The organism is Pseudomonas sp. lyk4-R2A-10, from assembly GCF_030209075.1.
Classification (GTDB): Bacteria; Pseudomonadota; Gammaproteobacteria; order Pseudomonadales; family Pseudomonadaceae; genus Aquipseudomonas; species Aquipseudomonas glycinae.
In genome coordinates this window covers 701,336-721,075 of the sequence record NZ_JARVSR010000002.1, presented here as the reverse complement: position 1 = coordinate 721,075, position 19,740 = coordinate 701,336, and the positions used below count along the sequence as shown (strand labels likewise).

At 61.6% G+C, this 19,740-nt stretch carries 17 protein-coding genes; 8 read left to right on the top strand and 9 right to left on the bottom strand.

What is annotated here, in order from left to right; genetic code table 11:
* Positions 1 to 186: 186 nt before the first annotated feature.
* The 7 genes from QRN46_RS05625 to bioB all read right to left on the bottom strand — a co-directional run bounded on the left by QRN46_RS05625 (position 187) and on the right by bioB (position 7,173).
* The gene (locus tag QRN46_RS05625; protein ID WP_011336238.1) at positions 187 to 1,992 is read right to left on the bottom strand and encodes a phenylacyl-CoA dehydrogenase; all 1,806 of its coding nucleotides are present in this window, start codon (positions 1,990 to 1,992) and stop codon (positions 187 to 189) included.
* A 275-nt stretch (positions 1,993 to 2,267) separates the two neighbouring features.
* Positions 2,268 to 2,564 (bottom strand): hypothetical protein, encoded by a 297-nt coding sequence (locus tag QRN46_RS05620; RefSeq protein WP_011336239.1) that lies wholly within the window; start codon positions 2,562 to 2,564, stop codon positions 2,268 to 2,270.
* A gap of 106 nt (positions 2,565 to 2,670) precedes the next feature.
* The gene (bioD, locus tag QRN46_RS05615) at positions 2,671 to 3,351 is read right to left on the bottom strand and encodes a dethiobiotin synthase (protein ID WP_201817824.1); all 681 of its coding nucleotides are present in this window, start codon (positions 3,349 to 3,351) and stop codon (positions 2,671 to 2,673) included.
* Complete coding sequence (gene bioC / locus QRN46_RS05610; RefSeq protein WP_011336241.1) at positions 3,348 to 4,154, bottom strand: malonyl-ACP O-methyltransferase BioC; 807 nt, start codon at positions 4,152 to 4,154, stop codon at positions 3,348 to 3,350. Before bioC ends, bioD begins: the two co-directional genes overlap by 4 nt.
* On the bottom strand, positions 4,147 to 4,878 hold the full coding sequence (locus tag QRN46_RS05605; protein ID WP_201817825.1) for an alpha/beta fold hydrolase: 732 nt from the start codon (positions 4,876 to 4,878) through the stop codon (positions 4,147 to 4,149). Before QRN46_RS05605 ends, bioC begins: the two co-directional genes overlap by 8 nt.
* Positions 4,871 to 6,049, bottom strand: coding sequence for an 8-amino-7-oxononanoate synthase (bioF, locus tag QRN46_RS05600; RefSeq protein WP_201817827.1), 1,179 nt, complete (start codon positions 6,047 to 6,049; stop codon positions 4,871 to 4,873). Before bioF ends, QRN46_RS05605 begins: the two co-directional genes overlap by 8 nt.
* 68 nt (positions 6,050 to 6,117) lie before the next feature.
* Positions 6,118 to 7,173 carry a biotin synthase BioB gene (gene bioB / locus QRN46_RS05595; RefSeq protein ID WP_011336244.1) on the bottom strand — a complete coding sequence of 352 codons (1,056 nt, stop codon included), beginning with the start codon at positions 7,171 to 7,173 and terminating at the stop codon, positions 6,118 to 6,120.
* 91 nt (positions 7,174 to 7,264) lie between these two features.
* On the opposite strand from bioB, the gene QRN46_RS05590 reads away from it, so the two are divergent.
* From QRN46_RS05590 to rarD, 5 genes are all read left to right on the top strand, one after another.
* Positions 7,265 to 8,005, top strand: coding sequence for a ComFC family protein (locus QRN46_RS05590; RefSeq protein WP_011336245.1), 741 nt, complete (start codon positions 7,265 to 7,267; stop codon positions 8,003 to 8,005).
* A 58-nt stretch (positions 8,006 to 8,063) separates the two neighbouring features.
* Positions 8,064 to 8,828, top strand: a complete 765-nt coding sequence (locus QRN46_RS05585) for a TOBE domain-containing protein (RefSeq protein ID WP_285354383.1) — start codon at positions 8,064 to 8,066, stop codon at positions 8,826 to 8,828.
* 69 nt (positions 8,829 to 8,897) lie between these two features.
* Positions 8,898 to 10,799, top strand: coding sequence for a PhoX family protein (locus QRN46_RS05580; protein ID WP_011336247.1), 1,902 nt, complete (start codon positions 8,898 to 8,900; stop codon positions 10,797 to 10,799).
* A 116-nt stretch (positions 10,800 to 10,915) separates the two neighbouring features.
* The gene (locus tag QRN46_RS05575; RefSeq protein ID WP_285354382.1) at positions 10,916 to 11,890 is read left to right on the top strand and encodes a serine/threonine protein kinase; all 975 of its coding nucleotides are present in this window, start codon (positions 10,916 to 10,918) and stop codon (positions 11,888 to 11,890) included.
* Between the two features lie 66 nt (positions 11,891 to 11,956).
* Positions 11,957 to 12,844 (top strand): EamA family transporter RarD, encoded by an 888-nt coding sequence (gene rarD, locus QRN46_RS05570; RefSeq protein WP_064380284.1) that lies wholly within the window; start codon positions 11,957 to 11,959, stop codon positions 12,842 to 12,844.
* 223 nt (positions 12,845 to 13,067) lie between these two features.
* Here the strand turns inward: rarD and QRN46_RS05565 are convergent, their stop codons facing one another.
* Entirely contained in the window at positions 13,068 to 13,586 is a 519-nt protein-coding gene (locus tag QRN46_RS05565; RefSeq protein ID WP_011336250.1) for a glycine cleavage system transcriptional repressor, read from the bottom strand.
* 454 nt (positions 13,587 to 14,040) lie between these two features.
* Between QRN46_RS05565 and QRN46_RS05560 the strand changes: the two genes are divergently transcribed.
* On the top strand, positions 14,041 to 16,218 hold the full coding sequence (locus tag QRN46_RS05560; RefSeq protein WP_285354381.1) for a malate synthase G: 2,178 nt from the start codon (positions 14,041 to 14,043) through the stop codon (positions 16,216 to 16,218).
* Between the two features lie 71 nt (positions 16,219 to 16,289).
* On the opposite strand, the gene QRN46_RS05555 is transcribed toward QRN46_RS05560, so the two are convergent.
* Positions 16,290 to 16,736 (bottom strand): response regulator, encoded by a 447-nt coding sequence (locus QRN46_RS05555; RefSeq protein ID WP_085654016.1) that lies wholly within the window; start codon positions 16,734 to 16,736, stop codon positions 16,290 to 16,292.
* A gap of 253 nt (positions 16,737 to 16,989) precedes the next feature.
* Between QRN46_RS05555 and QRN46_RS05550 the strand changes: the two genes are divergently transcribed.
* Together QRN46_RS05550 and QRN46_RS05545 are read left to right on the top strand one after the other, a co-directional pair.
* Positions 16,990 to 18,930: a putative nucleotidyltransferase substrate binding domain-containing protein gene (locus tag QRN46_RS05550; RefSeq protein ID WP_285354380.1), complete on the top strand. Its 1,941-nt coding sequence runs from the start codon at positions 16,990 to 16,992 to the stop codon at positions 18,928 to 18,930.
* Positions 18,927 to 19,634 carry a 3'-5' exonuclease gene (locus tag QRN46_RS05545; protein ID WP_011336254.1) on the top strand — a complete coding sequence of 236 codons (708 nt, stop codon included), beginning with the start codon at positions 18,927 to 18,929 and terminating at the stop codon, positions 19,632 to 19,634. The genes QRN46_RS05550 and QRN46_RS05545 overlap by 4 nt, the downstream gene beginning before the upstream one ends.
* Positions 19,635 to 19,740: the final 106 nt, after the last annotated feature.

The following is a 19,740-nucleotide window of genomic DNA, read 5'->3' as shown; positions in this document are numbered from 1 at the left end:
GTAAATCGGGCAGTGCAATTAATTGGCCAGTCCTCTGGAAACATTTTGAATCAATAAGCGCAAGGGGTCGGCTGAGCAGCGACCTCATCAATGCTGGGGAATCAGCCCCGGGATTGGGGAAATCCGGGCACAAAAAAACCGCTGCCCCCGAAGGAGCAGCGGTTTTTCGAAAGACCGCGTTAAGGCTTAGTAGCCCAGTGCGAAGTCTTCTTCTTTCATGTCCATCAGGTTGTTGGCGCCCGACAACATGGTGGCCACGTGCGTACGGGTACGCGGCAGGATGCGCTGGAAGTAGAAGCGCGCGGTTTGCAGCTTGGCGGTGTAGAACGCCTCGTCGGTGGTGCCGGCAGCCAGTTTTTCGGCAGCCAGACGCGCCATGTCAGCCCAGAAGTAGGCCAGGCAGGCGTAACCGGAGTACATCAGGTAGTCCACCGAGGCCGCGCCGACTTCTTCGCGATCTTTCATTGCAGCCATACCGACCTTCATGGTCAGCTCGCCCCACTCTTTGTTCAGTGCAGCCAACGGTGCGACGAATTCCTTGACGGCTTCGTTGCCTTCGTTGTTCTGGCAGAACTTGTGGACGATCTTGGTGAAGCCTTTCAGCGCCTCGCCTTGAGTCATCAGCACTTTACGGCCCAGCAGGTCGAGTGCCTGGATGCCGGTGGTGCCTTCGTACAGCATCGAGATGCGGCTGTCGCGAACGTTCTGCTCCATGCCCCACTCGGCGATGAAGCCATGGCCGCCGTAGATCTGTACGCCGTGGTTGGCGGATTCGAAACCGACTTCGGTCATGAACGCTTTGGCGATCGGAGTCATGAAGGCCAGCAGTGCGTCGGCTTTCTTCTTCTCTTCTTCATCCACGCCGTATTTGACGATGTCGACCTGTTTGGCGGTGAAGTACACCATCGCACGGTTGCCTTCGGCAAATGCCTTCATGGTCAACAGCATGCGGCGTACGTCTGGGTGAACGATGATCGGGTCAGCGGCCTTGTCCGGCGCTTTCGGGCCAGTCAGGGAACGCATTTGCAGGCGATCGCGAGCGTATTTCAGGCCGCCCTGGAAACCGATTTCGGCGTGGGCCAGACCTTGCAGTGCGGTACCCAGACGTGCGGTGTTCATGAAGGTGAACATGCAGTTCAGGCCTTTGTTCGCCGGGCCGATCAGGAAACCGGTCGCGCCGTCGAAGTTCATCACGCAGGTCGCGTTGCCGTGGATGCCCATCTTGTGTTCGATCGAACCGCAGGTCACGGCGTTACGGGTACCGACGGTGCCGTCGGCGTTCGGCAGGAACTTCGGAACGATGAACAGGGAAATGCCTTTGGTGCCGGCCGGTGCATCCGGCAGGCGGGCCAGTACGATGTGGACGATGTTGTCGGCCATGTCGTGTTCACCGGCCGAGATGAAGATCTTGGTGCCGGAAACTTTGTAGGAACCGTCGGCCTGAGGTTCGGCCTTGGTGCGCAGCATGCCCAGGTCGGTGCCGCAGTGCGGTTCGGTCAGGCACATGGTGCCGGTCCATTCGCCGGAGACCAGTTTGGTCAGATAGGCTTCCTGCTGCTCTGGGGTGCCGTGTTCGGAGATGGTGTTCATCGCGCCGTGCGACAGGCCCGGGTACATGCCCCACGACCAGTTGGCTTCGCCGACCATCTCGCTGACAGCCAGACCCAGCGACTCAGGCAGCCCCTGACCGCCGTGCTCGACGTCATGGGCCAGACTTGGCCAGCCGCCTTCGACGAATTGCTTGTAGGCCTCTTTGAAGCCGGTCGGGGTTTTCACGCCGGACTCGCTCCAGGTGCAGCCTTCGGTGTCACCCACGCGGTTCAGCGGTGCCAGCACTTGCTCACAAAACTTGGCGCCCTCTTCGAGAATGGCGTCAACCATGTCCGGCGTTGCTTCTGCGCACGCTGGAAGGCTCTGATAGTGCGCTTCGTAGCCGAGCAGTTCGTCACGAACGAAGCGAATATCACGCAAGGGGGCCTTGTAGTCAGGCATAGCGATAAACCTCTGCTGATGTAACCGGGAATGAACGACCGCATTGATTTGTTGTGACGGTCAAACAGTTGTTTGAAACATACGTTTACGCCGAAATCTTGTCAAGCGTCGTTCTTTTGCCATTCGTCATCACATTTTCCGAACGCCGGACACAGCAGCGCGACATGTGCCCGACCGAGCCATGTGCACTGAAAAAAGATTAGTTGAGGGAGAAGGACTTACAACGAAAAACGCCGCGAACAGTCGCGGCGTCTGGCAAAGCGCGGATCAAAAAATCAGGCGAACGTATCGATGATCGTACCGAGCATTTCATCGGAAGCCTTCGCGACTTTCGTGCCCAGCTCCACTTGAAACTTGCCTTGGGCCATCTCGGCCATGGCGCTGCCCGGATCCATTTGCTGGCTGCGATCCACTCCGCGCAGGCGATCGATCTGGGCTTCGGAAGACTGGCTGGTGACCGAGCGCTCGATGGTGTTGTTGGCGATCTGGCTGGCGGCCTGATCGACGCGGTTCTGCCCGGTCTGGATGGTGCTCAGACCTGCATAAAAAGCTGTGTTTCCGGAGATTTCCATGGGAGCTCTCATCCTTGGGAAGGATCGATGGGTGCCATTGAACCAGAGGCGTCAGAAAAACACCCGTCAAAAACACTAATGGCACAGTGCCTTGTCATAGCCAAAATCAGTCGAGCAGATCCAGTTGCAAGTGATCGGCGACCGCTTCAGCGCTAACCGCCTTCAGCTTCGGCACCCGCCCCAGGCACGGCGCCGGAATCCGCTCGGCGAGTGTCGCGAGGTTTTCCTCCAGCCGCGACGTCTTCGGATCAATGATGTTCGCCACCCAACCGGCCAGTTGCAGCCCGTCACGAGCGATCGCTTCAGCGGTCAACAGCGCGTGGCTGATGCAACCCAGACGCACGCCGACCACCAGAATCACCGGCAACTTCAGCGCAATCGCCAGATCCGACAGATTGTCCTGATCCGCCAACGGCACCCGCCAGCCGCCTGCGCCTTCGATCAGCGTGAAGTCGGCGTTCATGGCCAGAATCTCGCGCATCGGCCCCAGCAACGATTGCACGGTCAGCGCCACACCCGCCTCACGCGCTGCCAGATGCGGCGCGATCGCTGGCTCGAACGCCACCGGATTGACCTGTTGATACGTCAGCGGCAACGAGCATTCGGCCTGCAACGCCAGCGCATCGGAATTGCGCAGACCTCTGGTCGTCACCACGCAACCGGACGCTACCGGTTTGCCCGCCGCCGTACTCAGCCCCGCCGACCGCGCAGCGTGCAGCAACCCGGCGGCGACGGTGGTCTTGCCAACGTCAGTGTCGGTTCCGGTGATGAAATAGGCTGCGCTCATAAGGGTTTCTCCAACACGGCGTAGACCACCTGGTAGGTCGCCGGCAATCCCGCAGGCTGACGGAACTGCTCGTAGGCCTCGACCAGCCCCAGAATCCGCGCCCGCCCGGTCAATCCACCCGGCCGGCCAGGGTTCAGGTTATGCGCGCCCAAGGCCTTGAGTTCATGGGTCAGGCTGCGCACATCCGGGTAATGCAGCACATGCGGCCGGTTCTCCAGACAAACACTGCGCAAACCACTGGCCGCGCACAATTGCTCGTAGCGGGCGAATTCGCGGAAGCGGTTGACGTGCACCAGACCATCGACCTGACGCCAGCTATCGCGCAATTCGTAAAGCGTCCCTGCACAAAGACTAGCAAACGCGAAAATCCCCCCCGGCTTCAGCACCCGAAACGCTTCACCGAGCACCGCTTCAAAGTCCGCGCACCACTGCACGGCAAGGCTGGAGAAGATCAGATCGCAGGTCGAATCCTGTAATGGCAAACGTTCGGCATCGCCAGCAATAAAGTGCATGGCCCCACCCAACGGCCGCGCGTGATGGAGCATGCCCTCAGCGATATCCAGTGCCAGCCCCTCACCAAATCGCTCGGCCAGCGCCCGAGTGAAATACCCGGTGCCACAGCCCAGATCCAACCAGCGTGCCGGGCGAAAATCCACCGGCAAGCGATTCATCAACTGCGTACCGACATCGCGCTGCAACTCGGCGACGCTGTCGTAGCTGGCCGCTGCGCGAGAAAAAGAAGCCGCGACCTGGCGCTTGTCAGGCAAGCCGCCGGGCAACGCCGCAACAGACAAATCAGTCATCACCGCACTCACTTAAAAACGCCTGGATAGCACCCGCCACACCGTGGGGATCCTCCAGAAGAAACGCATGGCTGGCCTGCTCGATCAGGCCGACCTCGACATCCGCCAGCAACGCGAACAGCTCGCCCGCGGCCTCCGCCGGCACCAACCCGTCCAGCCCGCCGAACAGATGCAATTGCGGGCCACGAAACGCCTGCAAGGCAGCGCGCGTATCGATCTGCGCCAACAATTCCAGACCGGCCATCAACGCGGCCGGCGAGGTATTCGGCGCGCCGCCGAGCAACAGCCGCGACAAGCCGCGCGCGTCTTGCGCGCCCTGGGCACACAGCAGAGAGAATCGCTTGAGGGTCGTGCGCGGGTCGGCGCTGCAGCCGGCCAGAAACGCATCGAAAGTCTCGCCGGGCATCGCGCTCGGCCATTGTTCATGGGCGACAAACGAAGGATTGCTCGCCAGGGTCAGCAAGCCGCAGCAATGTTCGCCACGCCGCGCCGCCAGCTCGGAAGCGAGCATCCCGCCCAGTGACCAGCCGCCGAGCCAGGCATCTTCGGGGATGCGCTCATCGAGCTCGTCGAGCCAGTCGTTCAGATCGCTGGAGTCCAGCTCCGGCAACGGCTCGATGTCGACCTGCAGGTGCTCGTCGAGTCCGCGTAACGCAGCGGCCAGCGGCTCCAGCGGCGAAACGCCGAGGCCCCAGCCCGGTAGCAGAATCAGGCGATCACGCATGGCTTGGCTCCGACTTGAGTTGCGCAAAGCAATCGGCCAGTCCTTCCAACAATAGCTGCACCTGTGCCTCGCTGTGAGCGGCGGTCAGCGTCACCCGCAACCGCGCGCTGCCGGCAGGCACGGTCGGCGGGCGGATCGCGGTGACCATCAGTCCACGCTCGCGCAGCATCTGCGACAGACGCACGGCGCGACCGGCATCGCCGATCAGGATCGGCTGAATCGGCGTGAAGCTGTCCATAAGTTCCAGACCGATCTGTTCGGCGCCGTGGCGGAATTGACGAATCAGCGACTGCAAATGCTCGCGACGCCAGTGTTCGCTGCGCAGCAGCTCCAGACTCTTCAAGGTTGCGCAGGCCAGCGCTGGCGGCTGGCTGGTGGTGTAGATGTACGGACGGGCGAACTGGATCAGGCTTTCAATCAGCTCTTCACTGCCGGCGACGAACGCCCCCGCCGTGCCGAACGCTTTACCGAGCGTGCCGACCAGCACCGGCACATCTTCCTGGCTCAAACCGAAATGCTCGACGATCCCGCCACCGTTTGCCCCCAGCGGGCCGAAACCGTGGGCGTCATCGACCATCAGCCAAGCGCCTTTGGCCCTGGTTTCCCGGGCCAGCGCCGGCAGATCGGCGAGATCGCCGTCCATGCTGAACACGCCGTCAGTGACCACCAGCGTATTGCCGGTGGCTTTCTCCAGACGCTTGGCGAGGCTGTCAGCGTCGTTGTGCAGATAACGATTGAAGCGCGCGCCGGACAACAATCCGGCATCCAGCAACGAGGCATGATTGAGCCGATCTTCGAGCACCGTATCGCCCTGCCCGACCAGCGCCGTGACCGCGCCGAGATTGGCCATGTAACCGGTGGTGAACAACAGCGCGCGCGGCCGTCCGGTGAGGTCTGCCAGAGCTTCTTCCAATTCGTGATGCGGGCCGCTGTGGCCGATCACCAGATGCGAGGCACCGCCGCCGACGCCCCACTTCGAGGCACCGGCGCGCCAGGCTTCGATCACTTGCGGATGATTGGCCAGCCCCAGGTAATCGTTGTTGCAGAACGCCAGCAGCGGCTGACCGTCGACCACCACTTGCGGCCCTTGCGGGCTTTCAAGCAGCGGTCGCTGGCGATAGAGATTGTCGGCACGACGGGCAGCAAGGCGTGCGGCGAGATCGAAAGACATGCAAGCCTCACGGGTGGCAAATGAATCAGCAGGCACAGCCCGAGGCAGCGCCTGAGAAGAACGGGCGATCAGACCGCCGCGTTGTAGAACTGCTCGCTGCTCTTCTGCTCCACCAGCGCCTGTTCGATGGCAGCCTGATGTACTTCGTCAGCATGCTCTTCGCGTGCTTCCGGCTGAATGCCCAGACGTGCGAACAGCTGCATGTCCTTGTCGGCCTGCGGGTTGGCGGTGGTCAGCAATTTGTCGCCGTAGAAGATCGAGTTGGCGCCGGCGAAGAACGCCAGGGCCTGCATCTGCTCGTTCATCGCTTCGCGGCCGGCAGACAGGCGCACGTGGGATTGCGGCATGAGGATGCGCGCCACGGCGAGCATGCGGATGAAGTCGAACGGATCGACGTCGTCGGCATTTTCCAGCGGCGTACCGGCGACTTTCACCAGCATGTTGATCGGCACCGACTCCGGATGCTCCGGCAGGTTGGCCAGCTGAATCAGCAGGTTCGCACGGTCATCGAGGGACTCGCCCATGCCGAGGATGCCGCCGGAGCAGATTTTCATCCCCGCGTCGCGCACGTAGGCCAAGGTCTGCAGACGCTCGGCATAGGTGCGGGTGGTGATGATGCTGCCGTAGAACTCCGGCGAGGTGTCGAGGTTGTGGTTGTAGTAGTCGAGCCCGGCCTTGGCCAGTGCCTCGGTCTGATCCTGATCGAGACGACCGAGGGTCATGCAGGTTTCCAGGCCCATGGCCTTCACGCCTTCGACCATCTTCAGCACATAAGGCATGTCCTTGGCCGACGGGTGCTTCCACGCCGCGCCCATGCAGAAACGGGTCGAACCGATGGCCTTGGCGCGTGCAGCCTCTTCGAGGACTTTCTGCACTTCCATGAGCTTTTCTTTTTCCAGCCCGGTGTTGTAGTGACCGGACTGCGGACAATATTTGCAATCTTCCGGGCAGGCGCCGGTCTTGATCGACAGCAGAGTGGAAACCTGGACGCGGTTGGCGTCGAAATGCGCGCGGTGCACCGTCTGCGCCTGGAACAGCAAGTCGTTGAATGGCTGAACGAACAGTGCTTTGACTTCGGCCAAAGTCCAGTCGTGACGCAGGGTGGCAGTGGTGCTGGCGCTCATGGGCGTTTCCTTGGTTATGCTTGGCTGGCGCCTGGGGAAACGGAATACCCACAGGCACGACACGGATGTTCGGCATATTTAAGGAAGAGTCATGCGCTGTCAACCAGACTACGAAAGACCGGTTTACATCTGGTTAAAAAACAAACAACACTGCTTATTGTGTGACGAACCGGCAGACGCGCAAATCCCGATCTGTACCGCCTGTGAAACCGATTTGCCGTGGCTGGGCGATCAATGTCTGACCTGCGCCCTGCCCTTGCCCGCTTACGGCCTGACCTGTGGCGGCTGCCTGCAGGAACCGCCGGCCTTTGAAACGGTAGCCGTGCCCTGGACTTACAGCTTTCCGGTGGACACGCTGATCACCCGTTTCAAGCACAACGGCAAATGGCCGCTTGGCCACTTGCTCGCCGACGTTCTTGGCCAATTCCTGCAACATCGCTTCGAAGAAGACCTGCCGCGCCCGGACGCCCTGCTGCCGGTGCCGCTTGCACCCAAACGCTTGCGCCAGCGCGGCTTCAATCAAGCGGCGATGCTGGCGCAGTGGCTGGGCAAGTCACTCGATTTGCCTTGCGAGGAGCACAGCCTTTTGCGCGTGCAGGATACCGACGCCCAGCAGGCCCTCAACGCCAAGGCGCGTAAACGCAATCTGCGTCACGCCTTCGCCTTGAGCGCCGATGCCCAGGTGCAAGGCCGACACCTGGCCCTGGTCGACGACGTGCTGACCACCGGCGCCACCGCTCAGGCACTGGCCCGATTGCTGATGGACGCCGGCGCCGCGCGGGTGGATGTGTACTGCCTGGCCCGCACGCCAAAACCCGGCGACGCGGCTTGACGGATACGTCCCGAGCCGCCAACGTCCTCCCTCAACCCTTCAGCACAAAGCGTCCGCCATGTCCCTGCCCTCTTTGTTGTCCCAGCACATCGTCCGCCGTCCTCAGCGCATCGCCTTGCTGCAACACATCGCCGAACAGGGTTCGATCACCCGCGCCGCGAAAAGCGCCGGCCTGAGTTACAAGGCGGCGTGGGATGCCATCGATGAGCTGAACAACCTTGCGCAAAAGCCTCTGGTCGAGCGCGCGGTCGGCGGCAAGGGCGGCGGTGGCGCCAGACTGTCGAGCGAGGGCGAGCGAGTGCTGCGCCTGTATCAAAAGCTGCAAGCCTTGCAGGCTCAAGTACTGGAAGCAGCCGAGGACGCCAGCGATCTGGACCTGCTCGGTCGGCTGATGCTCAGGACCAGCGCGCGCAATCAGTTGCACGGCAAAGTCGTGCTGATCGAAGGTCAGGGCCGCAACGACCTGATCCGCCTCGAACTGGCCGAAGGCCTGTCGATCGACGCGCAGATCACCCACGACAGCACCGTTCACCTGGAGCTGCAACCGGGCACCGAAGTGGTGGCACTGATCAAGGCCGGCTGGCTCGAACTGCTCGCTCCACAGGCCACACCTGCCGTTGGCCAGAATCTTTTGAGCGGCCGGATCGAGGCGATTCTCGACGCCGAAGACGGCCCGAGCGAAGTGCGCATCGCCCTGCCCAACGGCCAGACCCTGTGCGCGCTGGCCGAACCGCTGGACTTGCGCACCCGGGGCCTGACGGTCGAGCAAGCGGTGCAGGTGCAATTTTCCCCGTCCAATGTGCTGCTCGGAACACCGCTCTAAACAGCGCTGCAACGAAAGCGTCATCGACCCGCATTAAGGTGGCTGCCAAAACCATGCAGGGAGCCTGATGTGAGCCTATTAGAAGAAAACCAATCCACAGACCTGGAAAAAATGGTCGGCCTGAGCCGTCGCGGGTTCATCAGCGCCGGCGCGCTGTGCGGCGCGGCGATGTTCCTCGGCGGCAACCTGCTGAGCCGCAGCGTGCTGGCCGCCAGTGTCAGCGCCGGAAACAGCCGTCTGCTCGGCTTCGACAGCATTCCGGCGGCCACCACCGACACCATCAGCCTGCCCAAGGGCTACAAGTCGTCGGTGCTGATCAGCTGGGGCCAGCCGCTGCACAAGAACGGCCCGGCCTTCGACCCGAGCGGCAATGGAACCGCGGCCGCACAGGAAGTGCAGTTCGGCGACAACAACGACGGCATGAGCCTGTTCGAATTCCCGGGCGAGAAAAACCGCGCGTTGATGGCGATCAACAACGAATACACCAACTACCGCTACCTCTACCCGCACGGCGGCATGCCGCAGTCGGCCGAGGACGTGCGCAAGGCTCTGGCCTGCGAAGGCGTGTCGGTGATCGAAGTGCAGCGCAAGAACGGCCAGTGGCAGTTCGTCCAGGGCTCGCGCTACAACCGGCGCATCCACGGCAACTCGCCGCTGCGTATCAGCGGCCCGGCCGCCGGTCACGAGCTGATGAAAACCAGCGCCGACAAGCACGGCAAGAAAGTCCTCGGCACCTTCCAGAACTGCGCCAACGGCAAAACGCCGTGGGGCACTTATCTGACCTGCGAAGAGAACTTCACCGACTGCTTCGGCAGCAGCAACGCCCAGCAACAGTTCGATCCGGCGCAGAAACGTTACGGCGTGTCGGCCGCCAGCCGCGAGATCAACTGGCATCCGTTCGATCCGCGCTTCGACATGGCGAAGAACCCGAACGAGCTCAACCGTCACGGCTGGGTGGTGGAGATCGACCCGTTCGACCCGCAATCGACCCCGGTCAAACGCACCGCGCTGGGCCGCTTCAAACATGAAAACGCCGCACTGGCCGAGACCGACGACGGTCGCGCCGTGGTGTACATGGGCGACGACGAACGCGGCGAGTTCATCTACAAATTCGTCAGCCGCGACAAGATCAACCACCGCAACGCCAAGGCCAACCGCGACATCCTCGATCACGGCACGCTGTACGTCGCCAGGTTCGATGCCGGCGACGGCAATCCGGATCACCCGAAAGGCCAGGGCCAGTGGATCGAACTGACCCACGGCAAGAACGGCATCGACGCCAGCAGCGGTTTCGCCGATCAGGCCGAAGTGCTGATTCATGCCCGACTCGCGGCCAGCGTGGTTGGCGCCACGCGCATGGACCGTCCGGAGTGGATCGTGGTCAGCCCGAAAGACGGCCAGGTTTATTGCACCCTGACCAACAACGCCAAGCGCGGCGAAGACGGGCAACCGGTGGGCGGGCCGAACCCGCGCGAGAAGAACGTCTACGGGCAGATCCTGCGCTGGCGCACCGACCGCGACGATCACGCGTCGAAGACTTTTGCCTGGGATCTGTTCGTGGTCGCCGGCAACCCGAGCGTCCACGCCGGTACGCCGAAAGGCGGCTCTTCGAATATCACCCCGCAGAACATGTTCAACAGCCCCGACGGCCTCGGCTTCGACAAGGCCGGACGGTTGTGGATTCTCACCGACGGAGATTCGAGCAACGCCGGTGATTTCGCCGGGATGGGTAACAACCAGATGCTCTGCGCCGATCCTGCGACCGGTGAGATTCGCCGGTTCATGGTCGGGCCGATCGGGTGTGAAGTCACCGGGATCAGCTTCTCGCCGGATCAGAAAACCCTGTTCGTCGGGATTCAGCACCCGGGCGAGAACGGCGGTTCGACCTTCCCCGAGCACCTGCCGAACGGCAAGCCACGCTCATCGGTGATGGCGATTACCCGTGAAGATGGCGGGATCGTCGGCGCCTGATCGGGCGACGCTCTGATCGTTCCCGTGCGCTGCGCGGGAACGATCCCACTCAAGACCGCCCGTCTGCGCTACCATGCTGAGCCGGACGCGGCAGCCTGCTGCGCGCAGGAGTCAGCATGGCCCACCCGTTTGAAACCCTCACCCCAGACCTCGTGCTCGATGCCGTCGAAAGCATCGGTTTCCTGAGCGACGCGCGCATTCTGGCGCTCAACAGTTACGAAAACCGCGTCTATCAGGTCGGCATCGAAGACTCGGAACCGCTGATCGCCAAGTTCTATCGCCCGCAGCGCTGGACCAACGAAGCCATTCTCGAAGAACACCAGTTCACCTTCGAACTGGCCGACGTCGAGATCCCGGTGGTGGCGCCACTTATCCACAACAGCAAAACCCTGCACGAACACGCCGGATTTCGTTTCACCCTGTTTCCCCGTCGCGGTGGCCGGGCGCCGGAACCGGGCAATCTCGACCAGTTGTATCGCCTCGGCCAGTTGCTCGGGCGCATGCACGCGGTCGGCGGGACCAAACCGTTCGAGCACCGCGAAGCGCTGGCGGTGAAGAACTTCGGCCATGACTCGCTGACCACTTTGCTGGAAGGCAACTTCATACCGAAAAGCCTGCTGCCGGCCTACGAGTCCGTCGCCCGCGACCTGCTCAAACGTGTGGAAGACGTCTACGCCAATACGCCGCACCAGAACATCCGCATGCACGGCGACTGCCACCCCGGCAACATGATGTGCCGCGACGAGATGTTCCACATCGTCGACCTCGACGACTGCCGCATGGGCCCGGCGGTGCAGGACATCTGGATGATGCTCGCCGGCGACCGTCAGGATTGCCTGGGACAACTGTCGGAGTTGATGGACGGCTACAACGAATTCCATGACTTCGACCCGCGCGAACTGGCGCTGATCGAACCGCTGCGCGCCCTGCGCCTGATGCATTACAGCGCCTGGCTGGCACGACGCTGGGACGATCCGGCGTTCCCCCGCAGCTTTCCGTGGTTCGGCAGCGAGCGGTATTGGGGCGATCAGGTGCTGGCGTTGCGTGAGCAGCTGGCGGCGCTGAACGAAGAGCCGTTGAAGCTTTTCTGACACGACACGTCTATACAACTGCCCGTACAATCGCTGCTTTGTTAGCTGCCTAAGCAAGGATTCTGCATGCAAGCCGCCAACCCGCGTCGCGGGTACATTCTGGGCCTCAGCGCCTACATCATCTGGGGACTGTTCCCGCTCTACTTCAAAGCCATCGCCGAAGTGCCGGCGGTGGAAATCATCATTCATCGAGTGCTGTGGTCGGCGCTGTTCGGCGCGCTGCTGTTGATGGTGTGGAAGCATCCCGGCTGGTGGCAGGAACTGCGCGACAACCCGAAACGCCTGGCGATTCTTGCGCTCAGCGGCACCTTGATCGCGGCCAACTGGCTGACCTACGTCTGGTCGGTGAACAACGGCCGGATGCTGGAAGCGAGCCTCGGTTACTACATCAACCCGCTGGTGAACGTGCTGCTGGGCATGCTGATCCTCGGCGAACGCCTGCGGCGCATGCAGTGGCTGGCGGTCGGTCTGGCGGCTATCGGTGTGGCGCAGCAGGTGTGGCAGGTCGGCAGCCTGCCGTGGGTATCGCTAGTGCTGGCGCTGACCTTCGGTTTCTACGGGCTGATCCGCAAGCAGGCACCGGTCAAGGCGTTGCCGGGGCTGGTGGTGGAAACCTGGATGCTGGTGCCGATCGCCCTCGCGTGGCTGCTGTTCAATCCGACCGCCACCAGCGCTCAGGCCGAGTTCTGGACCACCTCCGAAGCCTGGTGGCTGGTGGCGGCCGGCCCGGTGACGCTGGTGCCGCTGGTGTGCTTCAACGCGGCCGCGCGGCATCTGCCCTACACCACCCTCGGTTTCCTGCAATACCTGGCGCCGACGTTGGTACTGCTGCAAGCCGTGCTGCTGTTCGGCGAGCACTTGTCGTCCAGCACGCTGATCGCCTTCATGTTTATCTGGGCCGGTCTGGCGGTGTACAGCGTCGATGCTTGGATGAGTCTGCGTCGGCGCAGCTGATCAAAAAACGCACAAACCTTCACAGGCCACGGTTCTCGTGGCCTGTATCGTTCCTTCCCAAGGTTATCCACAGCGTGATCCCCGCCGTTTGTGCGCAAGTCACTGAATGCTGGCGGTTTTTTGATCAATCTTCGGCAAGCCACGGCGGACGTGGCCTGGCGCTCAGTCTCTACAGGTTATCCACAGGCAGGTGCACGTTTAAACTGGATAACCCGATCCGTCTTCACAGGTCGGTGCGCAGCACCAGTTCCACCATCAAGTCATCGGCCAGGGTTTCCAGGCGCGATTGCAGCACGTCCAGCGACAAAGTCAGCGGCACCGCGAGAATCGCTTCGGCATGGAACAGCGGTTCACTGCTCATCGGTGCCGGACGTACTTCGGTCACCAGCCGTTCGAGATTCACGCCCTGCTCGCTCAGCAGCCGGGTGATGTCACGCACGATCCCCGGACGATCATTGCCCACCAGTTCCATGGCGATCGGTTTCCAGGTGCAGGCCTGTTCGATACCGCTTTCGGCCACCAGCACGCGAATCCCCTGTGCCGACAGTGCTTGTAAGGCATCGACTAATTCGTCGTAAGCCTCCGCCGGCACGCCGACCCGCAGGATCCCGGCGAACTGTCCGGCCATGCGTGACATGCGGCTTTCCAGCCAGTTGCCGCCGTGTTCGGCGATGCATTGGGCGATGCGCTCGACCTGCCCGGGCTTGTCCGGTGCGAAGACGGTGAGTACGAGGTGATCCATGGCGCAGCCCTCTTGTCATGACTTTTGTTATAGAAGAGCAAGTATAGGCAAGCGTTCGACAGACGCCTCAGACGCTCGAAATCACAAATCGTGTACAACTTTTTATATTTAGCTGGAACAATCCATTGGTTTTTTGAGAACATCCCGTTCCGCGCCGTGACCGCAATGCGTCATGGGGTCGCAGAACGACGTAATTAGTCCGATTTTCACAACCGCAACTCATCATGTAGTATGCCGCAGCGCGCACTACATAACGCTGGATCGATGTCTGCCCAAGGCACGTTCGCAACCCTGAAAGCCCCGTCAGCAAGGCCCCCAAGCCGTTGATTGGTCCCAGCCCAGCCGCCAGCGATGGCATGTACTGGTCGAGGGGTTTGTGGTTTAAATGGCCAGAGGCTTCATTGTTAAATTGAAGAGCTGAAAAGCGAAATAGCTGAGCAGAGTGAGGCAAGCAATGACTGAACACGTTCAAGTCGGTGGCCTGCAGGTCGCCAAAGTCCTGTTCGACTTCGTGAACAACGAAGCCATTCCCGGTACCGGCCTCACCGCCGACAAATTCTGGGAAGGTGCCGACAAGGTCATTCACGACCTGGCGCCGAAGAACAAAGCCCTACTCGCCAAACGCGATGACTTCCAGGCTCGTATCGATGGCTGGCACCAAAGCCGTGCCGGTCAGCCGCACGACGCCGTGGCCTATAAAGCCTTCCTGCAAGAGATCGGTTATCTGCTGCCAGAAGCGGCTGATTTCCAGGCAACGACGCAAAACGTCGATGACGAAATCGCCCGTACCGCCGGCCCGCAACTCGTGGTCCCGGTGATGAACGCCCGCTTCGCCCTCAACGCCTCGAACGCCCGCTGGGGTTCGCTGTACGACGCCCTGTATGGCACCGACGCCATCAGCGAAGCCGGCGGCGCGGAAAAAGGCAAAGGCTACAACAAGGTGCGTGGCGACAAAGTCATCGCCTTCGCCCGTGCGTTCCTCGACGAAGCCGCGCCATTGGCGACCGGCTCCCACGTCGATTCCACCGGCTACAAGATCGCTGACGGCAAACTGGTCGTCACCCTCAAGGGCGGCAGCACCAGCGGCCTGCGCAACGACGCACAGCTGATCGGCTTCCAGGGCGATGCCAATGCGCCGATTGCGATCCTGCTGAAGAACAACGGCCTGCATTTCGAAATCCAGATCGACGCCAGCACCCCGGTCGGCCAGACCGATGCCGCCGGCGTCAAAGACATCCTGATGGAAGCAGCGCTGACCACCATCATGGACTGCGAAGACTCCGTGGCGGCCGTCGATGCCGACGACAAGGTGGTGATCTACCGCAACTGGCTCGGCCTGATGAAGGGCGACCTGGCGGAATCCGTGTCCAAGGGCGGCCAGACCTTCACCCGTACCATGAACCCGGATCGCACCTACACCAAGGTCGACGGCAGCGAACTGACCCTGCACGGCCGCTCGCTGTTGTTCGTGCGTAACGTCGGTCACCTGATGACCATCGACGCGATCCTCGACAAGCACGGCAACGAAGTGCCGGAAGGCATCCTCGACGGTCTGGTGACTTGTCTCGCGGCGATGCACAACCTGAGCGGCAACACTTCGCGCAAGAACACCCGCACCGGTTCCGTGTATATCGTTAAACCGAAGATGCACGGCCCGGAAGAAGCGGCGTTCACCAACGAGCTGTTCGGTCGCATCGAAGACGTGCTGGGCCTCAAGCGCAACACCCTGAAAGTCGGGATCATGGACGAGGAACGCCGTACCACGGTCAACCTCAAGGCCTGCATCAAGGCAGCGAGCGAGCGCGTGGTGTTCATCAACACCGGCTTCCTCGACCGCACCGGCGACGAAATTCACACTTCCATGGAAGCCGGCCCGATGGTGCGCAAGGCTGACATGAAGGCCGAGAAATGGATCGGCGCCTACGAGAACTGGAACGTCGATATCGGTCTGAGCACCGGCCTGCAAGGTCGTGCGCAAATCGGTAAAGGCATGTGGGCAATGCCCGACCTGATGGCGGCGATGCTCGAACAGAAAATCGCTCACCCGCTGGCCGGCGCCAACACTGCCTGGGTTCCGTCGCCGACCGCCGCTGCGCTGCACGCGCTGCACTATCACAAGGTCGACGTGTTTGCCCGTCAGGCCGAGCTGGCCAAACGTGCCCGCGCGTCGGTCGATGACATCCTGACCATTCCGCTGGCGGTCAACCCGAACTGGACGCCGGAACAGATCAAGAACGAACTGGACAACAACGCCCAGGGCATTCTCGGTTACGTGGTGCGCTGGATCGACCAGGGCGTGGGTTGCTCGAAAGTGCCGGACATCAACGACGTCGGCCTGATGGAAGACCGTGCAACGTTGCGTATCTCCAGCCAGCACATCGCCAACTGGCTGCGTCACGGTGTCGTGACCGAAGCGCAAGTGATGGAAAGCCTCAAGCGCATGGCGCCGGTGGTAGACCGTCAGAACGCCAACGACCCGCTGTACCGTCCGCTGGCCCCGAACTTCGACAGCAACATCGCCTTCCAGGCGGCAGTCGAACTGGTGATCGAGGGCACCAAACAGCCGAACGGCTACACCGAGCCGGTCCTGCACCGTCGTCGTCGCGAGTTCAAGGCTGCCAACGGCCTTTAACCTGCGCGGATGCCGGACACGAAAAAGCCCTGATCTTTCGATCAGGGCTTTTTTTGTTTGCGCCGGATTGGCTAGGGCTCGATCCCCAACTCATGTCTGACCAGTCCAAGCAATTTGGCGGTATCGATAGGTTTGAGCAGGAAATCCACCACGCTCAAATGCATCGCCGCAATCGCATCCTTCACGTCGGCATCGCCCGAAACGATGATGATCGGCATGGCCGCCCGCACTGACTCGCGCACCTGGCGGATCAGCTCCAGGCCATCGACGTTGCCCATGCGCAGGTCGGTGATCACCAACCCGATCGAAGGTTTTTCCGCGAGCATTTTCAGCGCGGTTTCGCCGCTGGCCGCGGTCATGCAACGAATGCCATCCAGCCCGAGAATCTCCGACAACAGCTCCCGCGCATCCTTGTCGTCATCGACGATCAATACACGCTGCGGTGGCAGATCGGGTTCGAGCATTACAGCGCTGAGCGCTTCCCGCTCGGCGTCGCTCAAAATATCGTGGTCGGACATGGCGTTCTCTACGTTTTCAATTCGATCCCCTGGCACAGTGGTCAGACATCGCTGGGCAGAGCTTCAATGTGCACTTCGTCGGATTTTTTTCCAAGGGGCGAACCGAAGAATTTCCGACTGATTTTGTAGGGCATATCAGAAAACTCCCCAACGGCATGCCCAACCTAGACTTACGTCCAATGGGCACCCCGCGCGATGGGGTCGACCATGGCTGCAACGATCCGACAACAACAATTCGAAAAAGACTGCGGTAATGGTTATGAGTAAAGCGGACGCCTTCACCCAGGCAGGGAAAACCGCGGTGTTGCAGAACATTCAGGGCACTTTGCAATTCCTCCAGCGCTTCCCCCCTTTCAATCAAATGGAACACGCTCACCTGGCCTATCTGGTGGAGCAATGCCAGCTGCGCTTCTACGGTCAGGGCGAGAGCATCATCAAACCCGCTGACGGGCCGGTCGAACACTTCTACATCGTCAAGCAGGGCCGGGTGGTGGGCGAGCGTCCGCACACGGCCAAGGGCGGCACCGAAACCACCTTTGAAATCACCACCGGCGAGTGTTTTCCCCTTGCCGCGCTGCTCGGCGAACGGGCGACCCGCACCGAGCATCTGGCCGGTGAAGACACCTTCTGTCTGCAACTGAACAAACTGGCGTTCATCAAGCTGTTTGCTCTCTCCAGCACCTTCCGCGATTTCGCCTTGCGCGGGGTCAGCAGCCTGCTCGATCAGGTCAACCAGCAAGTCCAGCAAAAAGCCGTGGAAACCCTCGGCACCCAGTATTCGCTGAACACCCGTCTCGGCGAATTGGCCATGCGCCATCCGGTGACGTGCAGCCCGACCACACCGTTGCGCGAAGCGGTGAAGCTGATGCACGAACAACAAGTCGGCAGCATCGTCGCGGTGGATGAGCACAAGGCGCCACTGGGGATTTTCACTCTGCGCGACTTGCGGCATGTGGTGGCTGAAGGTGTTGACGATTTCAGCGAACCGATCGAACGTCACATGACGCCCTCGCCGTTCTATCTTTCGCCGGATCACAGCGCCTTCGACGCGGCGATAGCGATGACCGAGCGGCACATTGCCCACGTCTGTCTGGTCAAGGATCAGCGCCTGTGCGGCGTGGTCTCCGAGCGTGATCTGTTCTCGCTGCAACGGGTCGATCTGGTGCACCTGGCACGGACCATCCGCAGCGCCCAGCGGGTTGAACAACTGGTGACCCTGCGTGGCGAGATCGGCCAACTGGTCGAGCGCATGCTGGCTCACGGTGCGTCTTCGACCCAGATCACCCACATCATCACCCTGCTCAACGATCACACCGTGTGCCGGGTGATCGAGCTGACGCTCGCGGAGAAAGGCGACCCCGGTGTGCCGTTCAGTTGGCTGTGCTTCGGCAGCGAAGGCCGGCGCGAACAGACCCTGCACACCGATCAGGACAACGGCATTCTGTTCGATGCGCGGGATGCGGCCCATGCGGCGGAGATTCGCGGCAAGCTGCTGCCCATCGCCCAGCAGATCAATAACAGCCTGGCGCAATGCGGCTTCACCCTGTGCAAGGGCAACGTCATGGCCGGCAATCCGCAGCTGTGCCTGTCCCGTGCAGAATGGGCCCGGCGCTTTGCCGCGTTCATCCGCGAGGCAACGCCGGAGAACCTGCTGGGCTCAAGCATTTATTTCGACCTGCGGGTGGTCTGGGGCGATGAACAGGGTTGCGAGCAACTGCGCCGGGGGATTCTCGATCAGGTCGGCGACAATCGTTTGTTCCAGCGGATGATGGCCGAGAACGCCTTGCGCAACCGCCCGCCGGTGGGGCGTTTTCGTGAGTTCGTGCTGACCCGCAAGAACGGCGAGAAAGCCACGCTGGACCTGAAGATCCAGGGCCTGACGCCGTTTGTCGACGGTGCACGTTTGCTGGCACTGGCCAATGGCATCGACGCCAACAACACCCTCGAACGCTTCCGCCAACTGGTGGATAAAGAAGTCATCGACCGACTGGATGGCGCCGCGTACGAAGAGGCGTACCACTTCATTCAGCAGACGCGCATGCAGCAGCATCAATTGCAGACCCGGGAAAACCTGCCGTATTCGAACCGGGTCGATCCCGACAGCCTCAATCATCTGGACCGGCGCATCCTGCGTGAATCCCTGCGCCAGGCCCAGCGCCTGCAAAGCAGCCTGACCCTGCGGTATCAGCTATGAGCCTGTTCTCGTGGCTGCGTCCGGCCAGCCCCGTTGTGCCGGACGACCTGCAACAGCGCCTGACGAAACTGCCGGCCATCGGCGAACTGCGCGAGTGCAGCCTGCGCGAGCAGCGCTGGGTAGTGCTGGATCTGGAAACCACCGGGCTGAACCTGAGCAAGGATCGGGTGCTGTCGATCGGCGCGGTAGTGATCGAGGACGGTGCGATCGACTTCAGTCAGCAGTTCGAACGCACCCTGCAGTGTCACGAGTTGAAACTCGGCCCGAGCGTGTTGATTCACGGCTTGGCCCCGAGCGCGATTGCCGCCGGCAGCGAGCCCACCGAAGCTTTGGTCGAGCTGCTGGAGTTCATCGGCGACAGCCCGGTGCTGGCGTTTCACGCTTCGTTCGACCAGCACATGCTCGGCCGCGCACTGAAGGAACATCTCGGGCACAAGTTGCAGACGGTGTTTCTCGATGTGGCGCAGATCGCCCCGCTGGTTTGCCCGCAGGCACATATTCGCGAGGCGGGGCTGGACGAGTGGATCGACTGGTTCAAGCTCGAAGTGTTCGAGCGCCACCATGCGAGTGCCGATGCCCTGGCCACCGCGGAACTGGCGCTGATCCTGTTCAGTCGGGCGCGCCAGCAGCAGATCCACAGTCCGCTGAATCTGCAGCAACGCCTGAGTCAGTGGAAGCGCCGCCAGCAGACGCATTCGTTCTGAATCCGGGTTGTCGCCCGACAACCCGACCGGTGGCCAATTGCTAACCATTCCCACCTCTGCCACAATCGCGAACAATTCTCGTTAGTTAACACTTCCCAATCGGTGT